Source organism: Streptomyces rubellomurinus (assembly GCF_000961885.1).
Lineage (GTDB): Bacteria > Actinomycetota > Actinomycetes > Streptomycetales > Streptomycetaceae > Kitasatospora > Kitasatospora rubellomurina.
In genome coordinates, this window is sequence record NZ_JZKH01000029.1 from 21,873 (window position 1) to 44,445 (window position 22,573).

Genomic DNA, 22,573 nt, shown 5'->3' on the forward strand with positions numbered 1-22,573 from the left:
ATCCTTCGCCCGGGGCCGGCCGCCTCCGCTGCTACGACTGGTCGCCGCCCCGGGTGGCGGCGACGAGGGCGGCGACGGCCTCGGCGACGAAGGTCTCGGCCTCGGGCTTGTCGACCTTCAGCCCGGTCAGCACGCCGTCGCCGTTCTCCAGCTCCAGCAGCGCGAGCAGGATGTGCTCGGTGCCGATGTAGTTGTGCCCGAGCCGGAGCGCCTCGCGGAAGGTCAGCTCCAGCGCCTTCTTCCCCCGCGCGTCGTACGGGATGAGCGCCGGCACGGTCTCGACGGCGGCCGGCAGGGCCGCGGCGACGGCCGTCCGGACGGCCTCCGGGGTGACGCCCTGGGCGGCGAGGGCCTTGACGGCGATGCCCTCCGGTTCGGCGAGCAGCCCGACCAGCAGGTGCTCGGCGGTGATCTCGGCGTTGCCGGCGGCCCGGGCCTCCTCCTGGGAGGCCATGACGACGTTGCGGGCCCGGGGGGTGAACCGGCTGAAGCCCTGGCTGGGGTCCAGGTCGTTCGGGGTGCCCGGGTCCTTGGGGACGAAGCGCTTCTGGGCGGCCTGCTTGGTGACGCCCATGCTGCGGCCGATGTCGGTCCAGGAGGCGCCGGAGCGCCGGGCCTGGTCGACGAAGTGGCCGATCAGGTGGTCGGCGAGTTCGCCGAGGTGGTCGGCGGCGATGACCGCGTCGGACAGCTGGTCGAGCGCGTCGGCGTGGACCTTCTTGATCGCGGCGATCAGGTCGTCGAGGCGCAGCGGGGTGGCGGAGGGAACGACGGGATTCTCCATGCGTCAACCGTAGGTTGTCGATCCGAGGATCGTCAACCATCGGTTGACGTTACTGGAGGGTAGTCCCGCCGGACGTCCTGCTTGCCCCCGGCGTCCTACGCGTCCGGCAGCAGTCGCGCCCGGACGGCCGCGAGCTCGGCGGGCGTGTTCCCGGCGGCGAGCAGGTAGCGGGCCGGGTCGAAGCCGTCCAGGGCCGAGCCCAGGGCCGCCCCGGCGGTGGTGCCGGCCTCGGCGAGCGCCGCGTCGATCCGGCGGTACGGGTCCCGCAGGCCGAGCATCGTGTACAGCGGGCGGACGTTCGGCTCGCTCAGCAGGTAGTCCTCGACGATCGCGTCCCGGTCGACCCCGGCCAGGGCGAGCAGCAGTGCGGCGGCCAGGCCGGTGCGGTCGCGGCCGGCGCCGCAGTGCACCACCAGGCCGCCGGGGCGGGCCGCGGCGATCGCGGAGACCAGCGCGGCGGCGGCGTGCGGGCAGTGCTCCAGGTAGGGGCGGAAGGCGAGCGGGGTGCCGTCCAGGTGGCCGTGCGCCTCCCACCAGGCGGGGCCGGCCAGCTCGTCCAGCGGGACGCGGATCAGCTCGACGTCCTCGGGGAGCGGCAGCAGCGGCTTGTGCTCGGCGGCGTCACGCAGGTCGACGACGGTGCGGATGCCGTGGTCCAGCAGGGCCTCCCGGCCCTCGGCGGTGAGGCGGTCCAGGTTGTCCGCCCGGACGATCGCGCCCCGGGCGGTGGGTCGGCCGATGGCGGTGGGCAGTCCGCCCAGGTCCCGGACGTTCAGGCAGCCGTCCCAGACGAGGGTGCGGTCCTCGATGGTGGTGGGCGTGCTCGTCCGAATCATGGGGTCCCCGTTTCCTCGACCGGGGGTCCCGTTACCCCCTTGTTATGAACGACTCCCGAGAGGGATGGATGGTTCCTGTGGTTCCATCCCGTTCGATCCGGCGGAACCGTCCGTTCACGGAACTCCGGGCCCGTCCGATGACGGGGAGGTCGGCCCGTCCCGCGACGGCGCGCTCGGGACCTGCGCTCCGCGAGCGGTCGGGCCGTGCGCTCAGCGGGCGGTCGGGGCCTCGACCTCGTCGCGGACCAGCTTCTCGATCGGCTCGACGGCGATCTGGCCGAGCATCGAGCCGGCCACGATCGCGCCGACCAGGAACACGGTGGACAGCCAGGTCATGGTGGCCACCGGCAGGGTGAAGGCGCCGACCACCCGGGCCGCGCACTCGGCCAGCAGCGCGGTCCCCCAGATCCCGGCGAAGACCCGCTCGTGGCGGTGGAAGGCCCGGGAGCCGGCCGCCCGGCCCTCGACCAGCCGCTGCCACGCGGCGGCGCGGTCCCGCCGGCCCTTGGTCACGAAGGGCATCAGCATCGGGGTCATCACCGGGCGCCCGATCAGCGCCGAGACCAGGATCGCCAGCGCCACGGTGCCGCTCAGCAGGCCGTCCTTGGCGATCATCATCCGGGCGTCGCCGCTGACCAGGGTCAGCGCCAGCCCGGCCAGGTTGACCGTCAGCATCAGCGACGACCACAGGTTGAGCCGGCGCTCCTGGAGCAGGCCGAGGACCGTCCGCCCGGCCGGGACGACGCTGCTCCAGGCCAGCGCGGCGAACTCGCTCAGGCCGCAGACCGAGTGCAGCAGGTAGTAGCCGGCCAGCGGCGCGGCGATGTCGAGGGCCAGCGGCCGCAGCCCGGCGGCGAGCGGGTTCGGCGCCCCGGCGCCCTGCGCGGGGGCGGTGGCGTGGGCGGCGGGAGCGGCGACGGCTGCGGTGGTGACGGTCTGGCTCACGGTGGGTTCCTCCCCGACTGGCTGCCGCGGGCCGCTGCCCGCGTCGTGCCTCCAGTCTTCTCGGCGACCCCCGGGCCGGAGCAGTGCCGTCCGTTGCCCGTTCCGCGTGACAGGTGTCATGGTGAGACCCGTGACACCGCCGCTGACCTGCGGTTTTCCTGGAGTGCGGGGAGGTGGCCGGGGTGCCCCGGCGCCGGGTGCGGCCCGCTGCCGCCGACCGGCCCCGCGACCGGGGCCGAGCTGTTCGCCCGGATGGCGCATCATGTGGCGGGTGCAGAGTGCAGAACTCCCAGGAGCGGGGGCCGGCGGCCCGCTCGGCCGGTCCGGACCGGTACCCCCCGAAGACCCGTCACCGGGCCGGGCCGCCACCGAAGCCGAGTTGACCGAGGCCGTCCTGGCCGCCCAGGCCGGGGACGAGGAGGCCTTCCGGCTGCTGTTCCGGACCGTCCAGCCGGGCCTGCTGCGCTACCTGCGGGTGCTGGTCGGCGGCCGCCCGGAGGACGCGCAGGACGCGGAGGACATCGCCTCCGAGACCTGGCTGCAGATCGCCCGCGACCTGAGCGGGTTCTCCGGCGACGGCGACGGCTTCCGCGGCTGGGCCGCCACCGTCGCCCGGCACCGCGCCCTGGACCACCTGCGGGCCCGGCGCCGCCGCCCGGTCGCGGACCTGCCCTTCGAGTACCTGTCCGAGCTGGCCGCCGGGGACGACACGGCGGGCAGCGCGCTGGCCTCGGTCGGCACCTCCGACGCACTGGCGCTGATCTCCCGGCTGCCGCAGGACCAGGCCGAGGCCGTCCTGCTGCGGGTGGTGATGGAGCTCGACGCCGAGAGCGCCGCCCGGGTGCTCGGCAAACGGGCGGGCACCGTCCGGATGGCCGCCCACCGGGGCCTGAAGCGGCTGGCCAAGCTGCTCGGCCAGACCGGCGTCGGGATCCCGGCCGCTCGGACGGGTACGGAGGACGCGCCGGATCCGGCCGCGGACCCCGCCCGGGAGGGCTCCGGGACCTCCGCGCGGAAACCCGCGAGAAAAAAATCTCCGCAAGGTGTGACGGAACACCGGGCCGCGACGCTGAAGGACATGAGATGAGCACCAACCGACCCCGTCGGATCGACCGTGATACCGCCGAGCAGCTGCTCGGCGGTGCCGTGGGCGGCCCGTCGGCCGGGCAGGGCGCCTCGCTCACCGGACCGGACGGCGGTCCCGGGCAGCTCGCCCGGGTGCTGGCCGCGGCCGCCGCTCCCGCGACGGCCGGTGAACTGGCCGGGGAGGAGGCCGCACTGGCCGCGTTCCGGGAGGCCCGTCTCGCGCCCCACCCCGTCACGACCACCGCACCCGTCCGGAGACGACCGATGGCGACCGCCACGCTGGCCAGGGCCTTCAGCACGAAGGCCGCTGCCGCCGTGCTCGGGGCCACTGCGCTGTGCGGGGTCGCGGTCGCCGCCGGGACGGGCAACCTGCCCGGGATCGGCGGCGGCACGCCCGAGCCGGCCCGCACCCTCGGAAGGGACGGCGCCTCCGCCGCCGGTTCGGCCTCCTCACCCACCGGCGGCTCCGCCCACGGCGCGTCCGCACGTCCGCCCGGCACGTCCCCCTCGGCCGGAGCGCCGGCACTCGTGCCGACCCCCGGCTCGCCCTCGGCGGACGGGCACGGCGCGGGCCACCCGGCCGCCGGCCCGCTCGCGGACCTCTGCCGGGGGTTCGTGGAGCGGACGGGCAAGGGCGAGCACCCGCTACGGGTGGCCGCCGACCCGCTGTTCGCGCAGCTGGTCACGGAGGCGGGCGGTGCCGACAAGGTGGCCGAGTACTGCGCCAAGGCGCCGGACCGGGCCGGCCAGGACGGCCACCAGGGTGCGACCGGCCAACCGCACGACCCGGGCCGGACCGGCTCGGGCTCCGGTTCGGGCTCCGGCGCCGGAAAGGGCGGCGACGGCCAGGGCGCCCAGAACGGCGGCAACGCGAACGGCGGGAACCAGAACGGCGGCAACGCGAACGGCGGGAACCAGAACGGCGGCGCCGACAGCAAGCCGGGCGGCCACGGCGGCGCGACCGCACCGGCCCCACCGGGCGGGCCGACCGTCCGCCCGGGCAAATCGGACGATCCGAAGTCCGGAACGTCCTGAGACACCCCCCAGAACTCCGGATGGGCGGCGAGCGAATCCCCCCGGGCTCGCCGCCCATCCGGACCGCACCACCCGCAGTACCCGCACCACCCGCACCACCCGCAGTACCTGCGCACCGCCCGTGCGCAGGACCACCCGAAGACTCCGGGTGGCCGGTCGGCTCCCCCGTGCCCGCCGTCCACCCGGCCGGCCCCGGCCGGACCGGCAGGCGCTCTCCCCGGACGCGCCGCCGGCCCGGCCGGCCCGGAAACGTGCGGCCCGCCCTCCCGCAGTCAGGGCGGGCCGCACACCCCCGTGCCGGCGGCCGGGGGACCGCTGCCCGGTCCCCCGACCGCCTCCCCTGCTCGCGGGGCGCCTCCCGGCGGGGCCGCTATCGTGCACAGGTGCACGAGGCGGCCCGAACCCCGGGCAGCGCACGTGAGGGGAGCTCCAGGTGATCGGTCGGGCGCTGAACGGGCGTTACGAACTCGTCGAGATACTCGGCGTCGGCGGCATGGCCACCGTCTGGCGCGGTGTCGACCGCGTGCTCGGCCGCCAGGTGGCCGTCAAGGTCCTCAACGGCGGCCTCGCCGACGACCCCCGCTTCGCCGAGCGGTTCAGCCGCGAGGCGCAGCACGCGGCCATGCTGGTGCACCCGAGGATCGTCATGGTCTTCGACTCGGGCGTGGACCAGGGCACCCCGTTCATCGTCATGGAGCTGGTCCACGGCCGTTCGCTGGCCGCGGTGCTGGTCGAGCAGCCGACCCTGCCGGTGGAGCGCGCCGTGGGCATCGCGGCGGCGGTCTGCGAGGCGCTGGCCGTCGCGCACGCGGCCGAGCTGGTGCACCGGGACATCAAGCCCGGCAACATCATGATCACCGACGACGGCGGGGTGAAGGTCGTCGACTTCGGCATCGCCCGGGCCGGCTCCTCCAACAACCTGACCCAGACCGCCAGCGTGCTCGGCACCGCCGCCTACCTCTCGCCCGAGCAGGCCACCGCCTCCGCCCTGGACGGCCGCACCGACCTGTACGCGGTCGGCTGCGTGCTGACCGAGATGCTCACCGGCGAGACCCCGTTCACCGCCGAGACGCCGGTCGCGATCGCCTTCAAGCACGTCAGCGAGCAGCCGGTGCCGCCGTCCTTCCGGCGCCCGGGCCTGCCGCCGGCGCTGGACGCCGCGGTGCTGCGGCTGCTCGCCAAGAACCCCGCCGGGCGCCCGGCCGACGCCACCGCGGCGCGCGCCGAACTCCTCGCCACCGTCCCCGGGTTGATGGTCGGTGACCCGACCGCCGAGCTGCTGTCGACCACCGCCGCGCCGACCCGGGTGCTCCCGCCGGTCGCTCCGCCGCAGTCCCCGTTCGGGCCGAACCCGGACCAGCAGCACACCACCCTGCTGCCGCCCCAGCCGCCGGCCGCCACCTCGGTGATGGCGCCGGTCCCGACCGCGCCGGCGGCCGTGCCCGTCCCGCCCGCGCGGCCCGCCCCGGCCGCGAGCAGCCGGCGCCGCAAGCCGCTGGTCATCGGGGCGCTGGGGGTGGTCGGGCTGGCCGGGGTCACCGCGCTGGCGGTCACCGCCTTCGACGAGCCGGCCGGGCACGCCGCCGCCACCCCGCCGCCCGCGAGCACCGCCGCCCGCACGCCCGGCCCGTCCGTGGCCGCGACCCCGGCCGCCACCGGGCCGTCCGCCACGCCGTCCGCCCCGGCGAGCGCGGCCCCCACCCAGGCCGTCCCGCGCAACCAGCCGGCGGCCCTGCAGCTCCAGTCCTTCCGTCAGGCCGTCGCGCAGACCCAGGTGACCAAGGAACGGGACCGTCAGCTGGAGCTGCTGAAGGTCCTCGACGACACCGCCGCCGCCCTCAACGAGGGCAATCCGGACGACGCGGCCCAGAAGCTGAAGGGCGCCCAGAAGGTGATCAAGGACCTGGGCAAGAAGCACGCCATCGACGGCCCCACCTACGCCAACTGGAACGCCCGGCTGTCCGCCCTCTACGCGACGCTGCACACCGCTGGCGACTTCCAGGACGACTGACCCCGGCGGGCTCGGGTTGTCCACAGGTCTGTGGACAACCCGAGCCGTCCGGTGGACGGGTCGGGCCGGCCGCTCCGGGGCGTCCAGCGGAAAGGTGCGGCGGGAACGACGGAAGCCCCCGGCAGTGCCGGGGGCTTCCGAGGGGGCGTCGCGCGGACTCAGGCGGTCTCGGTGTGCTTCGCCTCGGTGGCCTTGGTCACGTTGGTCGGCGTGACGGCCGGGCGCTCGGCGGCCGGCTGCTGCGGCGCGGCCGTGCTCTGGGCGGTGCCGGCGTCGGCGGGGGGGTCGTCCTCGCGCATCGCCTTGGTCTCCGCCTTCAGGATGCGCATCGACTTGCCGAGTCCGCGGGCCATCTCCGGCAGCTTCTTCGAACCGAACAGCAGCACTACGACCGCCAGCACCACGAAGATGTGCCAGGGCTCAAGACCGTTCCGCAGCATCCCTGGCCACCGGTCCCTTCTTGTCTAGAGTCACGGGAGGGCTAGCGCCCGTGCTGGCCAGTATGCCTGTCCTTACCGACGAACGGATACACCGGCCGGGAAACGCTGGCTGAAAACCAGGTGCCGGGCGAATCGTCCCGGGGGCCGGGTCGGGCCCGGCCCGGCGGGCTCGTCGGCGCGTCGTCGCCGGTGTGATCAGTAGACGAACGGAACCAGTCGCTTCGACGCCCGCCGGTACTCCTCGTACTCCGCCCCGAAGGCCGCCAGCAGCAGCCGCTCCTCGGCGGCGATCCGCCAGCCGTACGCGGTGAGCAGCACCGCCAGCACCACCAGCGCCGCCGCCCAGCCGGCCGTGCCCAGCGCGTAGCCGGCCCAGACCAGCAGGCTGCCGCTGTAGCCCGGGTGCCGGACCAGCCGGTACGGGCCGGAGCGGACCACCCGCTGGGCGTCCACGGTGCGCAGGGTGCGGGTGTAGTACCGGCCCAGGGTGGTCATGCCCCAGGCCCGCAGCGCCAGCCCGGCGGCGATCAGCGCGACCCCGGACCAGCGCGCCCCCGTGGGCAGTTCGCCGATCGAGGCCCGGGCGCACACCACCACGGCCAGCACCGCCACGCCGTAGCCGGCCAGCAGCAGGCGGGTGGAGCCGCGGTCGCGCCCGTCGGCGCGCCAGCTGCCCGTGGCGGAGTCCTCCCGGTGGCGCAGCAGCAGCTCGTAGCCGGCCCAGCAGAGGACGCCGAGGACGGAGAACAGACTCGGCAGGGACATGGTGGGGCTCCTGACGTCTCGGGGGAGCGGGTGCCCACCACGGTCCTCCCGCGCGGGCGCGGACACACGCACCCGGGGGTGGACCGGGAGCCGTCCACCCCGGGGTGGACGGCCGTCAGGCCGGGCGCCGGGCCAGCAGGTAGCCGCGCCGGGTCGGGGCCTCCTGCGGCAGCCCCTCCCGCTCCAGGCGGGCCTCCACGGCGAAGCCCGCGCCGGCGAGGAGGGCGGCCACCGCCCCGGTCTCCAGGTGGTGGAAGGCCACGTCCACCGGGTGGCCCCACCACTCCTCCAGCCGCTTCACCTCGGTGCCCAGGTGGAAGGAGACCAGCAGCACCCCGCCCGGCCGCAGCACCCGGTGCATCTCGGCGAAGGCGGGCGCCAGTTCGCCCGGTTCCAGGTGGATCACCGAGTACAGCGCCACCGCCGCCGCGAACTCCCCGTCCGCGGCGGGCAGCGCCAGCAGGTCGCCGGTGCGGAACCCGGCCTTCGGGTGCTCGCGCCGGGCCAGCTCGACCATCCGCGGCGACAGGTCGATCCCCACCACCTCGGCCCCCAGCCCGCTCAGCCACCCGGCCACGTGCCCCGGCCCGCACCCGAGGTCCGCCACCACCCCGCCGGCCGCCTCCTCCACCACGGCCGCCAACAGCGCCCGGTCCAGCGGCTTGTACGCCAGCTCACCCCCGATCCGCCCCAGGTACTCCTCCGCCACCGCGTCGTAACTCCCGCGCACCCGCCCGTGATTCGCCGTCATGCCCCCACCCTGGCACGCGGGGCGCGGCCCCGGCAGCCCCGGATCCGTCTCCTCCGGCCGTTTCGCAACTCCCGCGTGCCCGCCGGTGGTTCGCGGCCGCACGCCCCCGACTCGGCGCGCTGGTCGAGGCCGCGGCGGGCGAGTGGCGATCGCCGCCTCTCGAACGGCCGCGCCCGGATCGCCGCCCCCCCCGAACGGCACAGAGCCCCCGCCCGGGTGGGCGGGGGCTCTCGATGACTCGCGCGGATCGGTGTCGGTCGTTCGCCGACCGGGTCAGGCGGCGGCGGTCTCCGGCTCGGTCTCGGCGGCCTCGGCGGCCTCGGCGGCCGGGGCGGCGGGGAGGTGGCCGAGCAGGCGGTAGGCCAGCAGGCCGGCGCCGAGGGCGAAGACCAGGCCGACCACGGCGGCCACGTGCAGCCCATCGGTGAAGGCGCCGCGGGCGGTCTCCAGCAGGTCCGTGCCGAGCCGGCCGGGCAGCTGGGCCGCGGTGCTCACCGCGCCGCCGAGGGTGTCCTGGGCGGTGCGGGCGGCCTCGCCGCCGACACCCGCCGGGAGGCCGCCGTCGAGCTGGTGGCGGTAGACCGCCGCGCCGGCCGCGCCGAGCAGGGCGATGCCGAGCGAGCTGCCGAGCTCCACGGCGGTCTCGGAGGTGGCCGAGGCGGCGCCGGTCTGTTCGGCGGGGGCGGCGGAGACGACCATCTCGGCGGTCATCGTCATGGTGCCGACCGTCCCGGCGGCGAGCACGCCGGCCGCGGTGAGGATGAGCGCCAGCGGCGAGTGCGGGCCGACCTGGGTCATCATCGCGAAGCCCGTCGCGCCGATCAGGAAGCCGCAGCCCATCAGCACCGCCGGGCGGACCTTGCCGGCCAGCGCGGAGCTGATGCCGACCGACGCGCCGACGCCGACGCTCGGCACCAGGGACCAGAGCGAGGCGGTGAACGGGCTCATGCCCTTGACCAGCTGCAGGTACTGCGAGGTGAAGAGGGCGAAGCCCATCATCGCGAACATCGCCAGGGTGTTGACGCCGATCGCCCCGCTGAAGGTGCGGATGCGGAACAGGCTCAGGTCGATCAGCGGGTTCGCGGCGGTGCGCTGGCGCAGGTAGAAGGCACCGGCGAGGACCAGCCCGGCCGCGAGGGCGCCCGCGGGCAGCGGGTCCCAGCCGTCCACCGCGAGGGTCTTGATGCCGTAGACGGCCGGCAGGATCGCGGCGAACGAGAGCGCGGCGCCGAGCAGGTCGAAGCGGCCGATGGGGGTCCCCCCGGCCGAAGGCTGGGGGAGGGCGGGGCTGCGGTGCTCGGGGAGCAGGAAGGGCGCGCCGAGCAGCACCAGGGCCATCACGGGGACGGCGAGCAGGAACGCCGAGCCCCACCAGCAGTGGTCGAGCAGCAGGCCGCCGGCGACCGGCCCGAGGGTGGCGCCGCCGGTGAGCATGCCGCCCCAGGCGCCGAGCGCGATCTGCCGCTGCTTGGGGTCGTCGAACATGGTGCGGATCAGCGCGAGCGTCGAGGGCATCACGGTGGCCCCGGCGGCGCCGAGCAGGGCCCGGGCGGCGATCAGCTGTTCCGCGCTGCCGGACCAGGCGGCGAGCAGCGAGGCGCCGATGAAGCCGGCGGCGCCGACCATCAGCAGTCGGCGGCGGCCGATCCGGTCGCCGAGGGCGCCCATGGTGATGAGCAGCCCGGCCAGCAGGAACGAGTACATGTCCATGATCCACAGCTGCTGGGTGCCGCTGGGGGCGAGCGTGGTGGAGATGTACGGGACGGCGAAGAACAGCACGCCCATGTCCATGGCGAGGACGAGGGTCGGGAGCAGGAGGACGGCGAGGCCGATCCATTCGCGGCGGCCGGCGCGGCCGGTGGTTGCGGTCATGAGGGAGACGGTACGCACGTGTCAGACGCTTGTCTAGTACGTATGTGTAAATCGCTCGTGCAAGACGACCGTGCGAGACGCATGTCCGAGACAAGCGTCCAGGCGGGACGTAGGATCGGAGGCATGGGAAACCGCGAAGACCTGATGGCCGGCGCCAAGCGCTGCCTGTACGAGAAGGGCTACGGGCGCACCACCGCCCGCGACATCGCGACCGCCTCCGGTGTCAGCCTGGCCGCGATCGGCTACCACTTCGGCTCGAAGGACGCGCTGCTGAACGCCGCGATGATCGAGGCGATCGGCGAGATGGGGCAGTCCCTGGCCGCGGTGGTGATCGCCGCCAACCAGGTGTCCGACCGGCCGGACGAGCGGTTCGCCGCCGTCTGGGAGGGCCTCAAGGGCGTCTTCGTCGAACACCGCGGCCTGTGGGCGGCCCAGTTCGAGGCGCTGGCGCAGGCCGAGCACGCGCCGGAGCTGGCCGCCGCGCTGGCGGAGGTGCAGAAGGAGGGCCGGCTCGGCCTGGCCGCGCTGTTCCAGGGCCTGCCCGAGGTGGCGGACACCGAGGAGGAGCTGGCCCGCGGCGCCTTCTACCAGACGCTGCTGGCCGGTTACGTCGCGCAGTGGCTGGCCGCGCCCGAACAGGCGCCCAGCGGGCCGCAGTTCCTTCTCGGGCTGCGGCTGGTCAGCGCGAGCCTGCTGGAGCCGGCCGCGACCTGAGGCCGGTCGGGTGGCGGCGGCCGGGTGGCGGCGGCCGGGTGACGGCGGCCGGGCGGCGGCGGCCGGGCGGTGGCGGCGCTCAGGTGGTGACGGCGGTCAGCAGCACCACCGAGTCGACGTGCGCCAGCAGCCCGTGCCGCTCCTGCGGGACGGGCTCGAGCCGCCCGGCGGGCAGCTCCAGCCGGTGCCCGGCGATGGTCAGCGAGACCCGGCCGCGCAGCACCTGGACGCTGCCCGCGGACGGCGGGTTGTGCTCGTCGAGCGCGGTGCCGGCGGTCAGCGCGATCACGGTCTGCCGCAACACGCCGTCGTGCAGCAGCAGATGGGCGCTGCGCCCGTGCGGGCTCTCGGCAGCGCGGGCGGCGTGCTCCACGGCGAGCTGTTCGAGATCCGGCATCGCGCCGCCTCCTCACCCACTCGGTGTGCCCAGGTTCGCGGACGGGCCGGTGCGGCGCACCTCGGCGACGGGCCCGAGGTGCGGCCCTCGCCGACTGCCCGCATCGTGGAGGCATGGCGACCAACGAGAGTGAATTCAGCGGGTTCCGGGTCAACCGCTCGCTGCTCGCCGGCGGCGCGGTGCTCACCGGCATCGGCTCGCTGCTCGGCGCGGCCGGGGCGACGATGGTGTGCGTGGCGCTGGCGATGGCCGGCCGCGACTGGATGCGCGGCCTGGAGAACCGGCCCACCGCCGTCGCCCAGCGGGCGCTGCACGAGGCGCGGGTGGCCTCCACGGCCGGCTGGGAGGCCTGGCGGGCCGAGCACGGTTCGCCCAACTGAGCGGCCGCACCCGGCACCCGCCGTCCGCGCGCAGGCGCCGTCCGCGCGCGGGCGGCGTCCGGCCCTACAGCCCCAGCGACTTGGCGATGATGCTCCGCATGACCTCGCTGGTGCCGCCGTAGATCCGGAACACCCGGTTGTCGGTGTAGAGCCGGGCGATCGGGTACTCCAGGATGTAGCCGTAACCGCCGTGCAGCTGGAGGCACTTGTCGATCACGGTGGACGCCGACTCGGTGCAGAACAGCTTCGCCGCCGCCGCGTCCGCCACGGTCAGCTCGCCGCGCTGGTACAGCTCCAGGGCGCGGTCCACCATCGACTGCTGCGCCACCACCTGGGCCTCGCAGTCGGCCAGGGTGAACTTGGTGTTCTGGAACTCGGCGACCGCCTTGCCGAACACCCGGCGGTCCTTGACGTACTGCAGCGCGAACCGCACCGCGGCCGCCGACGCCGCGTACGCGCTCACCGCGATCGCCAGCCGCTCCTGCACCAGGTTGTGGGTCAGGTAGGAGAAGGCCCGCCCCTCCTCGCCGAGCAGGTTCTCCACCGGCACCCGGACGTCGGCGAACGCCAGCTCGGCGGTGTCGGAGGTGCGCAGGCCGATCTTCTTCAGCTTGCGGCCGACCGTGTAGCCGGGCGACGTGGTGTCCACGCACAGGATGGACAGCCCGGCCCGGCGGTTCTCCGGGTCGTACGGCGAGGTGCGGCAGACCACCAGCACCAGGTCGGCCAGCACGCCGCCGGTGATGAAGGTCTTGGCGCCGTTCAGGACGTAGTGGGTGCCGTCCTCGGAGAGCCGCGCGGTGGTGGCGATGCCGGCCAGGTCGGAGCCCGTGCCCGGCTCGGTCATCGCGATCGCGGTCATCAGGTCGCCCGAGACGAAGCCCGGCAGCCAGCGCCGCTTCTGCTCCTCGTTCGCGTACTCCAGCAGGTAGGGCAGCACCAGCCCGGTGTGCACGCCGGAGGAACCGAAGGTCACGCCCGCCCGGGCGGTCTCCTCGGCGATCACCGCCTGGTACTTGAACCCGCTCTCGCCCGCGCCGCCGTACTCCTCCGGCACCTCGATGCCGTAGACGCCGAGCGCGCCGAGCTTCCGGTAGAAGTCGCGCGGCGGGTGGCCCTCGGTCTCCCAGCTCTCGTAGACCGGGACGACCTCGTTCGCGATGAAGTCCCGGATGGTCTCCCGGAAGGCCTCGTGGTCCTCGGTGAACACGGTGCGGCGCACGGCGGCGCTCCCTTCGGCGGAGCCGGCCGAGCGGGCCGGCGGGGGCGGAACGGGCCTGGTGATGGCCCCACAAGTTAATCCCGGGTAGCTTCCGCTGTCCAGGGTCGGCGGTCGGCCGTCCAGCCGTGGCCGTCCAGCCGGGTGAATCCTTGCTAGCCTGCCGTCGACACCCGGTCGGACGGCAGGAAAGGGGGCTCGCCGTGGTGGTCCGACGCCCGCCCGGGCGACGCGCCGAGATCCTCGCCGTCGCCGCCGACCGCTTCCACCGCAGCGGCTACCACCAGGTCTCGATGAGCGAGGTCGCCGCCGGCGTCGGCATCACCGCGCCCGCGCTCTACCGGCACTTCCGCGGCAAGCCCGAACTCCTCGACCGCTCCCTCCGGGTGGGCCTGGACGCCCTCGCGGACGGGCTGCGCGGGGCCCGCACCACCGCCGACCTCGGCGCCGCGCTGGCCGCCGTCGCGGTCGCGCACCGGCCGCTCGGCACCCTGGTGCAACGCGACGCCCGGCTGCTGCCGCCGGCCCGGCGGGCCGCGCTGCGCCGCGAACTGCGGGGCGACGTCGCCCTGATGGCCGCCGTGCTGCGCGCCGAACGGCCCGAACTGGTCGCGGCGGACGCCGAGCTGCTCTGCTGGTCGGCGCTCTCGGCCTGCGCCGGGCTGTCCTACCAGTCGGCCGCGCCGCAGCCCCGGCGGGCCGAGGCCCTGCTGCGCGACCTGGTCGCGGCCGTCCTCGCGGTCTCCCTGGACGGGACCGCCGCCGAAGCCGTACCGGCGCTCCCCGAGGACGTGCCGCCCGGCCCCCGGCCCCGGGCCCGCCGCGAGGAACTGCTCGCGGCCGCCGTCCGGCTGTTCCACCAGCGCGGCTTCGACAACGTCAGCACCGACCAGCTCGGCGCCGCCGTGGGCATCTCCGGCCCGAGCGTGTACCGGCACTTCGACAGCAAGGCGCAGCTGCTCGCCGCCTCGCTGGTGCGCAGCCGCGAGCGGCTCTGGCACGAGGTGGACGGCGCGATCACGGCCGCCGCCGGGCCCGAGCGGGCCCTGGCGGCGGGGCTGCGCGGGTACGTCGGCTTCGCGCTGCGCAACGGCGACTACCTGGGCGCGATGCTCAGCGAGACCGAGCGGCTGGCGCCGCCGGACCGCCGCGCCGCCGTCGACTTCCGGCGCGACTTCCTGCGCACCTGGGTCGGGCTGCTGCGCGAGGTCCGCCCGGAGGACGACGCGGTGGCCGCCCGCATCCGGGTGCACGCGCTGTTCGCGCTGGTCAACGACGGCGTGCGGAACCGCCCGCACAGCGAACGGCCGGACCTCGGCGACTGCCTGCTGCGCCTGGGCCGCGCCGTGCTCGGACTGGGCTGAACACGCGAGGTCGGGCTGAACACACGAGGTCGGGCCGAACGCGGGAACGGGCCCGGCCGCTCCACCGGCGTGGAGCGGCCGGGCCCGAGGCAGCACCCGGGGGGCGTGGGCGCTGCCCGGCACGGGAGGGCCCGGGGCGGGCGCTAGTACAGGACGTGCGGGTAGTACACCCGGGCGTCGACGTTGCCGTTGCCCTGCAGGGCGCCGACGTTGCCGGAGTTCCCGGCCGCCGCGAGCCCGTTGTTCTGGTTGCTCGCGCCCGAACCGGTGGCGGTCTGCTGGGTGTTGACCAGGTTGCCGTTGACGGTGCCGAGGACGTTGCCGGAGCCGACGTTGCTGACCACGCTGCTGTTGGAGTGGTCGATCGCGCCGGCGCCGTTGTCGGCGTGCGCGGTGGCGGCGCCGACACCGACCAGGAGGAAGGCCCCGAGGGCGGTGACGGCGGCGGCTGCGCGGATACGGGACACGCTGGTCTCCCTGAATGTGGAGTGCGAAGGTGGCGCGATCCGGAGTGGCCGCTCCGTAGCGCCGTGGCCTGACGTCGCTCGTCCAGCATTCACCAGTGCCGTGGACGAACTCCACCGAACGGGTGGCATTTCCCCCGATGGTGGGGGGCCGGTCAATTCCCGATTGACCACGACCCGTCAGGGACCGGGAACGACGGGAAGGAAAGAAATGGTCGCCGGATAGTCGCACTGGCACACTGAGGACCCATGTCTGAAGGTGCCCCGTCCGAGCCCGCCCGCGCCGACGATCTGCGCACGACCGAGGTCGACCTCGGCGGTCTGGTCAACGTCCTCGCCACCCACCTCTACTCCACCCCACTGGTCGCCCTGCGCGAACTCGTCCAGAACGCGCACGATTCGCACACCCGCCGGTTCCTGGAGGACCCGGACGGCGCCCTCGCCGACGGGAGCCGCCCGGTGATCCGGGTGCGCGCGGACGGCGCCCGCCGGACGGTCTCCATCGAGGACACCGGCGCCGGCCTCACCGAGCCCGAGATCCACGCCTACCTCGCCACCGTCGGCACCGGCTACACCCGGATGCTGCGCGAACTGACCGGGAACCAGGAGCTGATCGGCGCCTTCGGCCTCGGCTTCCTGTCCGCCTTCTCGGTCGCCGACGAGGTCACCGTCACCACCACCTCGCACCGCGAGCCGCACCTCGGCCACCGGTACCGCAGCCGCGGCGGCGAGCAGTACCGGGTCGAGCCGGTGCCGGCCCGGCCGCGGCCGGGCACCGTCGTCGAGCTCGCCCTCAAGCCCGAGCACGGCCACCTCGCCGACGAGCACGCGCTGCGCGAGGTCCTCGGCCGGTACTGCGTGCTGCTGCCGATCCCGGTGCACGTCGGCGACGACGAGCAGCCCGTCAACGCCGTCCCGGTGCCCTGGCGGCAGTCCCCGCCGGGGGACCCGTACGAGGCCCGGATGGGCTTCGCCACCGCCTTCGGCCGCCGCTTCGAACCGCTCACCGCCTTCCCCGTCCACCCGGTCGAGGGCGCCACCGACGCGGTCGGCCTGCTCTGGGTCCAGGACGGCGGCACCTACGGCAGCAGCGACAACCGCGACCTCGCCGTCTACCTGCGCGGCATGCTGCTCGCCGAGGACGCCCGCGACCTGCTGCCCAGCTGGGCCGGGTTCATCGGCGGCGTGGTCGAGTCCAACCGGCTCACCCCCACCGCCAGCCGCGAGGACCTGCAGCGCGACGACCACTACCGCGCGCTCCAGCGCGCCCTCGCCGACGCCATCGTGGACGGCCTGTACGAGACGGCCCGGCTGCGGCCCGCCGCCTGGCGCCGCATCCTCGCCCGGCACGGCCAGGACCTGCTCGGCGCCGCGCTGTGCGACGAGCGGCTGTTCACCCTGCTCGCCGACGACGTCCCGGTGCCCACCTCGCAGGGCGACCTCACCGCGGGAGCCCTGCGGGCGGCCGGGGGAGGCGCGGTGCACGTCGCGCTCGGCAGCGGCGGTGGCTTCGAGGAGATGCTGTACCGCGCGATGCGGGTGCCGATCGCCCGCGGCGACCGCTACGCCGTCCTGCCGTTCCTGCGCCGCTACGCGCAGCTGCGCGGCTGCCGGCTGGTCGAGCTGGGCAGCGAGCACGGCGACCGCGCGCTGTTCCGCGACCCGGAGCGCCCGCTGCCGGCCGAGGAGGCGGCCTGGCTGGCGGGCGCCCTGGCCGACCGGGGCGAGCAGCTCGTCCCGGCCCGGTTCGACCCGCCCGGCCTGCCGCTGGTGCTGGTGCCGGACCGCGAGGCCGAGCTCAAGGCCCGGATCGAGGACGACCAGGCGGACGCCCGCATCCCGTCCGCCGCGCTGCGGCTGGCCCGCGCCTTCACCGCCCGCACCGACGGCGAGGTCAGGGCCCGGCTGTACCTCAACCTGGACTGTCCGGCGGTGCGCGACCTGCTCGCCGCCTACCGCGCCGGGCACACCGGCAGCGCGACGGCGGCCGGGCTGCTCCGCTCGCTGAAGGTGATCATGGCCGCCGCCGGGTCGGCCGGGTCGGCCGGTTCGAGCGGCGGTGACCTCACCGCCGCGCTGGCCGGTGTCGGCACCGCGGTCTCGGCGCTCACCGCCGCCGTCCCGGCCGGTCTGCCGGACGTCCCGGACAGCCCGGGCACGCTGCCGGACGGGCCGTGACGGGCGGCGCGGCCGCACCGCCCGGCGGGGCCGGCCCGGACGGATTGTCAGTGGGCCCTGGTAGACCACTCATCAGCACCACGCAGGGGGAGACGACATGACCACCGACATCTGGGCCTGGGTCCACGACACGCACCAGCAGCTCGCCGAGGCCGGCCACCACCGGCTGGCCGAGGCCATCTACGCGCTCCCCGGCCACGCCAACGAGGGCCGCGACGACCAGCTCGACGCGGTCTACCCGGAGGCGGTGGCCGCCGCCCGGGCGCTCGGCCTGCCCTGGGTCGAGGTCTACCTGCGGCACTGGCGGATGCAGAACCTGCTGAACAAGCGCCACCAGGGCGAGCAGGCCCTGCCCGAGGCGGTCGACCTGCTGGAGTTCGCGCACCGCGAGGAGACCGTCGGCTGCCCGCAGTCGGTCTGCGTGGTGCAGGACTTCGCGATCTGCCACGCCCGGGTGGACGGCCCGGGCTACGTGCCGCAGCGGCTGGAGGTGCTGGGCGAGACGCTGGCGCGGATCGAGCCCGGCCGGGCCTGCTTCGACTGCCTGTCCCGCGAGTACTCCGACGCGCTGGAGGACGACGGCCGCCCGGCCGACGCGCTCAGCCACCTCGACACCGCCGCCGCCCGCATCCAGGGCGCCGGCGAGCGGCTCTCGCTGCACTTCCACCACTCCCGGGCCGGCACGCTCCACCTGCTCGGCCGGCACCAGGAGGTGCTGGACCTGCTCGACACCGCCGAGCGGGCCGAGCGCGCCCGCGGCCACGAACCGGACGAGAGCGACGTCCGCTGGGGCGCCCTGCTGCGGGCCCGCGCGCTGGCCTCGCTCGGCCGCACCGAGGAGGCGCTGGCGCTGCTGCCCGAGCGGGCGGAGGCGGAGCGGCACGCCGACCTGCGGCAGGTCTGGACGTCCACGGTCGAGCTGCTGGTCGCGGCCGGCGCGCAGGAGAACGACGCCGAGCTGGGCACGGTGCTGGCCGGCTGGGTCGGCTACCTGGACGGCACCGGTTCGCACCGCCCGTGCGTCGACCTGCTGCTGGCGGCCGGCCGGCTGGCCGTCGCCCGCGGGGCCCGCACGGTCGCGCTGACGCTGGCCGCGACCGGCGAGCGCAAGCTCGCCCAGCTGGTCCGCACCGAGGGCGTGGCCGAGGAGGTCGCCGCGCTGCGGGCGGCCGCCGAGGCACTGCCGGTGCCGGAGCTGCCGGTGCCGGCCGACGAGCTGATGGCGCACCTGGCCGAGGCCGAGGTGCCCTACGAGACCGGCGCCGACCTGCTCTCCGTCGCCCTGGACCGGTACCAGGGCGTGCAGGCCGGCGCCTCCGAACTGGCCGGCGTGCTGGCCGTCGTGCTGGACGGCCTGGGCCACGCCCGGGCCGCCGCCGACGTGCTGTGGCAGCGGCTGGACGCCGACCCGGGCAACGAGCAGCTGACCGGCACGCTCGGCCAGGTCCTGATCGAGGCCGGGGACGCCGAGGGCCTGCGCCGGCTCGCCGACCGGCTGGCCGCGACCAGCCCGGCCGAGGCGCACTGGATACGGGCCCGCTGGGCCGCCGCCGAGGCCCGCTGGGCCGAGGTGCTGGAGCAGTGCGAAGCGATCCTGGCGCTGGACGGCAGCCGGATCAACACCCGCCGGCTGGCCGCCTCGGCCGCCACCGCGCTGGGCGACCACGCCACCGCGCAGCGGCTCTACCAGGAGCTGCTGGAGCACGCCCTGCCCGCCGAGGACGTCGAGGAGGGCGAGCGGCACCGCACCGTCCAGGAGCCCGACCTCTGGCACCTGATCACCGCGGCCACCGCCAACCGGGACTGGGCCGTGGTCCGCTCCACCGGAGCCCGGATCGGCATCGAGTTCGACGAGCCGGAAGGTCCGGTGGACGAGGAGTGGCAGCTGGTCACGGTCCGCGCCACCCGCACCAACGGCGCGACGGCCGACCTCCCGGCCCTGCGCACCGGCCCGGCCACCGCCCGGGTCCTTCCGGTGCTCGGCGACGACCTGACGCTCAACCACGGCGACGTGGTGGTGTTCGCCCCGGCGCTGCTGGAGCCGTACCCGGCCGAGGACGCCCCGGAGGAGGAGCGGGAGGGCTGGCGGCCGGTGTTCGAGGTGCTGACCCTGCTCGACCCGGCCGGCTTCACCACCTACTGGATCGACGGCGGCCGGCCCACCGAGGAGCAGTGGACCACCCTGCGCGAGGACCTGCGCCGGGCGGGCTACGCGGTCTGGGCGTACAGCGGCGAGCAGTACCGGATCACCGACCCGGCGGACGAGGGCGGGACGCTGCCCGGCCTCTACGCGGCGCTCGGGGTCCCGCCGACCGCCTCGGCCGCCGAGGCCGACGCGCTGCTGCACCGGCTCACCGGCGACTGGCCGCACCCGCTCGCCTGGCTGGACCTGGCCGAGGCGGCCGGCGCGGACACCGCCCGGCACGAGGGGATCGTCGAGCGCTACGGGCTCTGAGCGAAGGTTCCCGGCCCCGGCCTCCGCCCCCACCCGGGGCCGGGAACCTTTCCGGCCACGCACGAGTCTTTGTCAATGCTTTACCTTTGCATTGCCGAGCCTCGACCTCCAGGAGCGTCCGTACCGTGACCAGCCTCGCCCTCGGCCCGTCCTGGCTCGATCCGACCCACCTGATCTCCACCTTCGGCCTGATCGGCATCCTGGTCGTCGTCTTCGCCGAGTCCGGCCTGCTGATCGGCTTCTTCCTGCCGGGGGACTCGCTGCTGTTCACCACCGGCCTGCTGGTGGCCGGCGGCAGCCACCTGCACCAGCCGCTCTGGCTGGTCTGCGCGCTGATCGTGGCCGCCGCCGTCGCCGGGGACCAGGTCGGCTACCTGTTCGGCCGCAAGGTCGGGCCGAGCCTGTTCCGCCGCCCCGACTCCCGGCTGTTCAAGCAGGAGAACGTCGAGAAGGCCGCGGCCTTCTTCGACCGGCACGGCCCGAAGGCGATCGTGCTGGCCCGCTTCGTGCCGATCGTGCGCACCTTCACCCCGATCGTCGCCGGGGTGAGCCGGATGAACTACCGGCTCTTCGTGGTCTACAACCTGGTCGGCGGGCTGCTCTGGGGCGCCGGCGTGACGGTGCTCGGCTACTTCCTCGGGCGGATCGCCTTCGTCCGGGACAACATCGAGGCCATCCTGATCGCCATCGTGCTGCTCTCGGTGGTCCCGGTGGCGGTCGAACTGCTGCGGGCCCGCCGTTCCGGCAGGTCGTCCACGGCCGCCGACGCCCACCACCACGCCGGGTAGGCACCCGCCGGGCCGGCCGCCCGACACCCCGGACATGTGCGTCGAGCAGTTCGATCAGGCAAGGTGTCATCAGCGATCGAACAGTGGCCGGGCGGCCACCAGGGGCGGCGAGGAGCGGAAGTGCCTAAGCGGGGCCGACCGGGTGCGGGCAAGCGGACGAGGGGAGGCCGGGCGGTCCGTCAGGCGCGGCAGGCGCCGCCGAAGCCGGTGACCCCCGCCGAGGCGCCGCCCACCGAGGGTCTGCTGGGCCACCCGGCGCCGGTCGTCGAGCCCACCGTCGTCATCCCGCTCGTCCCGCCCGTGCCCGAGACCAAGGGCCTGCTGGCCCCGGAGCCGGCCCCGGAGCCGGAGCCGGCCCCGGAGCCGGAGCCGGAGCCGGAGCCCGGGCCGCACCCCTCGCTGACCGTCGACCAGGCCGTGGACCGGCCCGCTGACCGGCCCGCCGACCGGCCCGCCGGCCAGCCCGCCGACCGGCCCGCCGGCCAGCCCGCCGACCGGGCCGCGGCGGACGCCGCCGCGGCCGCCGTCGAGGCCCGCCCGGCCCGGCGCCGCTCGGTCGCCGAGGACACCCTCACCCCCGAGGAGTGGCGGGCGGCCGGCTACACCCCGCCCACCGGCATCCCGATCCCGGACCTCACCGCCGGCGCCCCCGGCGAGGCACCCTGGCCGGACCGGATGCGCACCCTGCTGCGCACGCCGATGTCCGAGCGCCCGTCCTTCGAGCGCACCGCCCGCGAACTGCACCCCTCGGCCGGCGTCACCCGCAACGTCCCCCGCATCCTCGACCTGACGCTGCGCATCGGCGAGCTGCTGCTGGCCAGCGGCGAGGCCGCCGAGGACGTCGAGGCGGCGATGCTCGGCATCGCCCACGCCTACCGGCTGGACCGCTGCGAGCCGCAGGTCACCTTCACCCTGATCGGCATCTCGCACCAGCCCTCGCTGGTCGAGCCGCCGGTCACCGCCGACCGCGTGGTGCGCCGCCGCACCTCCGACTACACCCGGCTGAACGCGGTGTACGAGCTGGTCGCGGACATCACCGCGGAGAAGGTGACGGTCAACGACGCCTACCGCCGGCTCGCCGAGATCCGCCGCAACCGGCACCCGTACCCGGCCTGGCTGCTCGCCCTGACCACCGGTCTGCTGGCCGGCGCCGCCACCTTCCTGGTCGGCGGGAAGGCCGACGACAAGGCCTGGCTGGTCTTCGCGAGCGCCTTCATCGCGGCCGTGCTCGGCGACCGGCTGGCCTCCGTGCTGGCCCGCCGCCGGCTGCCGGAGTTCTACCAGTTCGTGGCGGCCGCGATGCCCGCCGCCGCCTCCGGGATCGTGCTCTCCTTCAACGACTGGGGCCTGCGCGGCTCGGTGGTGATCACCGGTGGCCTGTTCGCGCTGCTGCCCGGGCGCGCCCTGGTCGCCGCCGTCCAGGACGGCCTGACGGGCTTCTACATCACCGCCGCGGCCCGCCTGCTGGAGGTGATCTACCTGGTCGCGGGCATCGTGATCGGCGTGATGGTGATCCTCTACCTCGGCGTCGGCTTCGAGGCGAAGCTGCGCCCGGACGAGAGCCTGGTGGGGATCAGCTACCCGCCGGTCCAGATGGTCGCGGCGATGCTGCTGACCCTGGCCTTCGCGATGCTGCTGCAGACCGACCGCCGCACGCTGCCGCTGGTCACGGTCAACAGCGGCATCGGCTGGGCCAGCTACGGCGCGCTGGTGTACAACGCGGGCGTCAACCCGATCGCCGCCACCGGCGTGGCGGCCGGTCTGGTCGGCCTCTTCGGCCAGCTGATGGCGCGTTCGCGCAACGGTTCGGCGCTGCCGTACGTGACCGCCGCGATCGGCCCGCTGATGCCCGGTTCGGCGCTCTACCTCGGGATGCTCGCCTTCGCCCAGGGGCACTCCGGCGCCGGCCTGGTGTCGGTCTTCCGGGCGGCGGCGATCGCGATGGCGCTGGCGATCGGGGTGAACCTCGGTGGGGAGATCGCCCGACTCTTCCTGAAGCTGCCGGTCGGCGCCGAGCTCCCGTCCCTCTACCCGGTGGTGCCGCGCCGCGCGGCCAAGCGCACCCGGGGGTTCTGACCGCGCGTTGAGC

General features: G+C 75.3%; 20 protein-coding genes. 10 read left to right on the forward strand and 10 right to left on the reverse strand.

Annotated elements, in window-relative coordinates:
• Positions 1-31: 31 nt before the first annotated feature.
• The 3 genes from VM95_RS16065 to VM95_RS16075 all read right to left on the reverse strand — a co-directional run bounded on the left by VM95_RS16065 (position 32) and on the right by VM95_RS16075 (position 2,565).
• Positions 32-784 carry a Clp protease N-terminal domain-containing protein gene (locus tag VM95_RS16065; protein ID WP_045697151.1) on the reverse strand — a complete coding sequence of 251 codons (753 nt, stop codon included), beginning with the start codon at positions 782-784 and terminating at the stop codon, positions 32-34.
• Between the two features lie 95 nt (positions 785-879).
• Positions 880-1,620 carry a tyrosine-protein phosphatase gene (locus tag VM95_RS16070; RefSeq protein WP_045697154.1) on the reverse strand — a complete coding sequence of 247 codons (741 nt, stop codon included), beginning with the start codon at positions 1,618-1,620 and terminating at the stop codon, positions 880-882.
• A gap of 210 nt (positions 1,621-1,830) precedes the next feature.
• Positions 1,831-2,565 (reverse strand): VC0807 family protein, encoded by a 735-nt coding sequence (locus VM95_RS16075; protein ID WP_244178798.1) that lies wholly within the window; start codon positions 2,563-2,565, stop codon positions 1,831-1,833.
• Positions 2,566-2,944: 379 nt separating this feature from the next.
• On the opposite strand from VM95_RS16075, the gene VM95_RS16080 reads away from it, so the two are divergent.
• The 3 genes from VM95_RS16080 to VM95_RS16095 all read left to right on the forward strand — a co-directional run bounded on the left by VM95_RS16080 (position 2,945) and on the right by VM95_RS16095 (position 6,697).
• A complete protein-coding gene (locus tag VM95_RS16080; protein ID WP_045697156.1) occupies positions 2,945-3,652 on the forward strand; it encodes an RNA polymerase sigma factor in 708 nt (235 codons plus the stop codon).
• Positions 3,649-4,686 (forward strand): hypothetical protein, encoded by a 1,038-nt coding sequence (locus VM95_RS38870; RefSeq protein WP_052707397.1) that lies wholly within the window; start codon positions 3,649-3,651, stop codon positions 4,684-4,686. Before VM95_RS16080 ends, VM95_RS38870 begins: the two co-directional genes overlap by 4 nt.
• A gap of 433 nt (positions 4,687-5,119) precedes the next feature.
• Positions 5,120-6,697, forward strand: a complete 1,578-nt coding sequence (locus tag VM95_RS16095) for a protein kinase domain-containing protein (RefSeq protein ID WP_052707398.1) — start codon at positions 5,120-5,122, stop codon at positions 6,695-6,697.
• 158 nt (positions 6,698-6,855) lie between these two features.
• Here the strand turns inward: VM95_RS16095 and tatA are convergent, their stop codons facing one another.
• The 4 genes from tatA to VM95_RS16115 all read right to left on the reverse strand — a co-directional run bounded on the left by tatA (position 6,856) and on the right by VM95_RS16115 (position 10,525).
• The gene (gene tatA, locus VM95_RS16100) at positions 6,856-7,137 is read right to left on the reverse strand and encodes a Sec-independent protein translocase subunit TatA (protein WP_045697158.1); all 282 of its coding nucleotides are present in this window, start codon (positions 7,135-7,137) and stop codon (positions 6,856-6,858) included.
• Between the two features lie 195 nt (positions 7,138-7,332).
• A complete protein-coding gene (locus VM95_RS16105; RefSeq protein WP_078859985.1) occupies positions 7,333-7,902 on the reverse strand; it encodes a methyltransferase family protein in 570 nt (189 codons plus the stop codon).
• Positions 7,903-8,017: 115 nt separating this feature from the next.
• A complete protein-coding gene (locus tag VM95_RS16110; RefSeq protein ID WP_045697163.1) occupies positions 8,018-8,653 on the reverse strand; it encodes a class I SAM-dependent methyltransferase in 636 nt (211 codons plus the stop codon).
• A gap of 273 nt (positions 8,654-8,926) precedes the next feature.
• A complete protein-coding gene (locus tag VM95_RS16115) occupies positions 8,927-10,525 on the reverse strand; it encodes an MFS transporter (RefSeq protein ID WP_045697166.1) in 1,599 nt (532 codons plus the stop codon).
• 123 nt (positions 10,526-10,648) lie between these two features.
• Here VM95_RS16115 and VM95_RS16120 point away from each other — a divergent pair, with 123 nt between their 5' ends.
• Positions 10,649-11,239, forward strand: coding sequence for a TetR/AcrR family transcriptional regulator (locus VM95_RS16120; RefSeq protein WP_045697168.1), 591 nt, complete (start codon positions 10,649-10,651; stop codon positions 11,237-11,239).
• A gap of 79 nt (positions 11,240-11,318) precedes the next feature.
• On the opposite strand, the gene VM95_RS16125 is transcribed toward VM95_RS16120, so the two are convergent.
• Positions 11,319-11,636: a cupin domain-containing protein gene (locus tag VM95_RS16125; protein WP_045697170.1), complete on the reverse strand. Its 318-nt coding sequence runs from the start codon at positions 11,634-11,636 to the stop codon at positions 11,319-11,321.
• 113 nt (positions 11,637-11,749) lie between these two features.
• On the opposite strand from VM95_RS16125, the gene VM95_RS16130 reads away from it, so the two are divergent.
• Complete coding sequence (locus VM95_RS16130; protein WP_045697172.1) at positions 11,750-12,016, forward strand: hypothetical protein; 267 nt, start codon at positions 11,750-11,752, stop codon at positions 12,014-12,016.
• 64 nt (positions 12,017-12,080) lie between these two features.
• On the opposite strand, the gene VM95_RS16135 is transcribed toward VM95_RS16130, so the two are convergent.
• The gene (locus tag VM95_RS16135; RefSeq protein WP_045697174.1) at positions 12,081-13,238 is read right to left on the reverse strand and encodes an acyl-CoA dehydrogenase family protein; all 1,158 of its coding nucleotides are present in this window, start codon (positions 13,236-13,238) and stop codon (positions 12,081-12,083) included.
• 200 nt (positions 13,239-13,438) lie between these two features.
• Between VM95_RS16135 and VM95_RS16140 the strand changes: the two genes are divergently transcribed.
• Positions 13,439-14,599, forward strand: coding sequence for a TetR/AcrR family transcriptional regulator (locus VM95_RS16140; RefSeq protein WP_045697176.1), 1,161 nt, complete (start codon positions 13,439-13,441; stop codon positions 14,597-14,599).
• A gap of 143 nt (positions 14,600-14,742) precedes the next feature.
• Here the strand turns inward: VM95_RS16140 and VM95_RS16145 are convergent, their stop codons facing one another.
• Positions 14,743-15,066, reverse strand: a complete 324-nt coding sequence (locus VM95_RS16145; protein WP_045697179.1) for a hypothetical protein — start codon at positions 15,064-15,066, stop codon at positions 14,743-14,745.
• A 246-nt stretch (positions 15,067-15,312) separates the two neighbouring features.
• Here VM95_RS16145 and VM95_RS16150 point away from each other — a divergent pair, with 246 nt between their 5' ends.
• The 4 genes from VM95_RS16150 (at position 15,313) to VM95_RS16165 (ending at position 22,560) form a co-directional block, all read left to right on the forward strand.
• A complete protein-coding gene (locus VM95_RS16150) occupies positions 15,313-17,241 on the forward strand; it encodes an ATP-binding protein (RefSeq protein WP_045697181.1) in 1,929 nt (642 codons plus the stop codon).
• A gap of 97 nt (positions 17,242-17,338) precedes the next feature.
• Positions 17,339-19,696, forward strand: coding sequence for a hypothetical protein (locus tag VM95_RS16155; protein WP_045697183.1), 2,358 nt, complete (start codon positions 17,339-17,341; stop codon positions 19,694-19,696).
• A gap of 125 nt (positions 19,697-19,821) precedes the next feature.
• The gene (locus VM95_RS16160) at positions 19,822-20,484 is read left to right on the forward strand and encodes a DedA family protein (RefSeq protein WP_045697186.1); all 663 of its coding nucleotides are present in this window, start codon (positions 19,822-19,824) and stop codon (positions 20,482-20,484) included.
• Between the two features lie 207 nt (positions 20,485-20,691).
• A complete protein-coding gene (locus VM95_RS16165; protein ID WP_045697188.1) occupies positions 20,692-22,560 on the forward strand; it encodes a threonine/serine exporter family protein in 1,869 nt (622 codons plus the stop codon).
• The last annotated feature ends 13 nt before the right edge of the window (positions 22,561-22,573 follow it).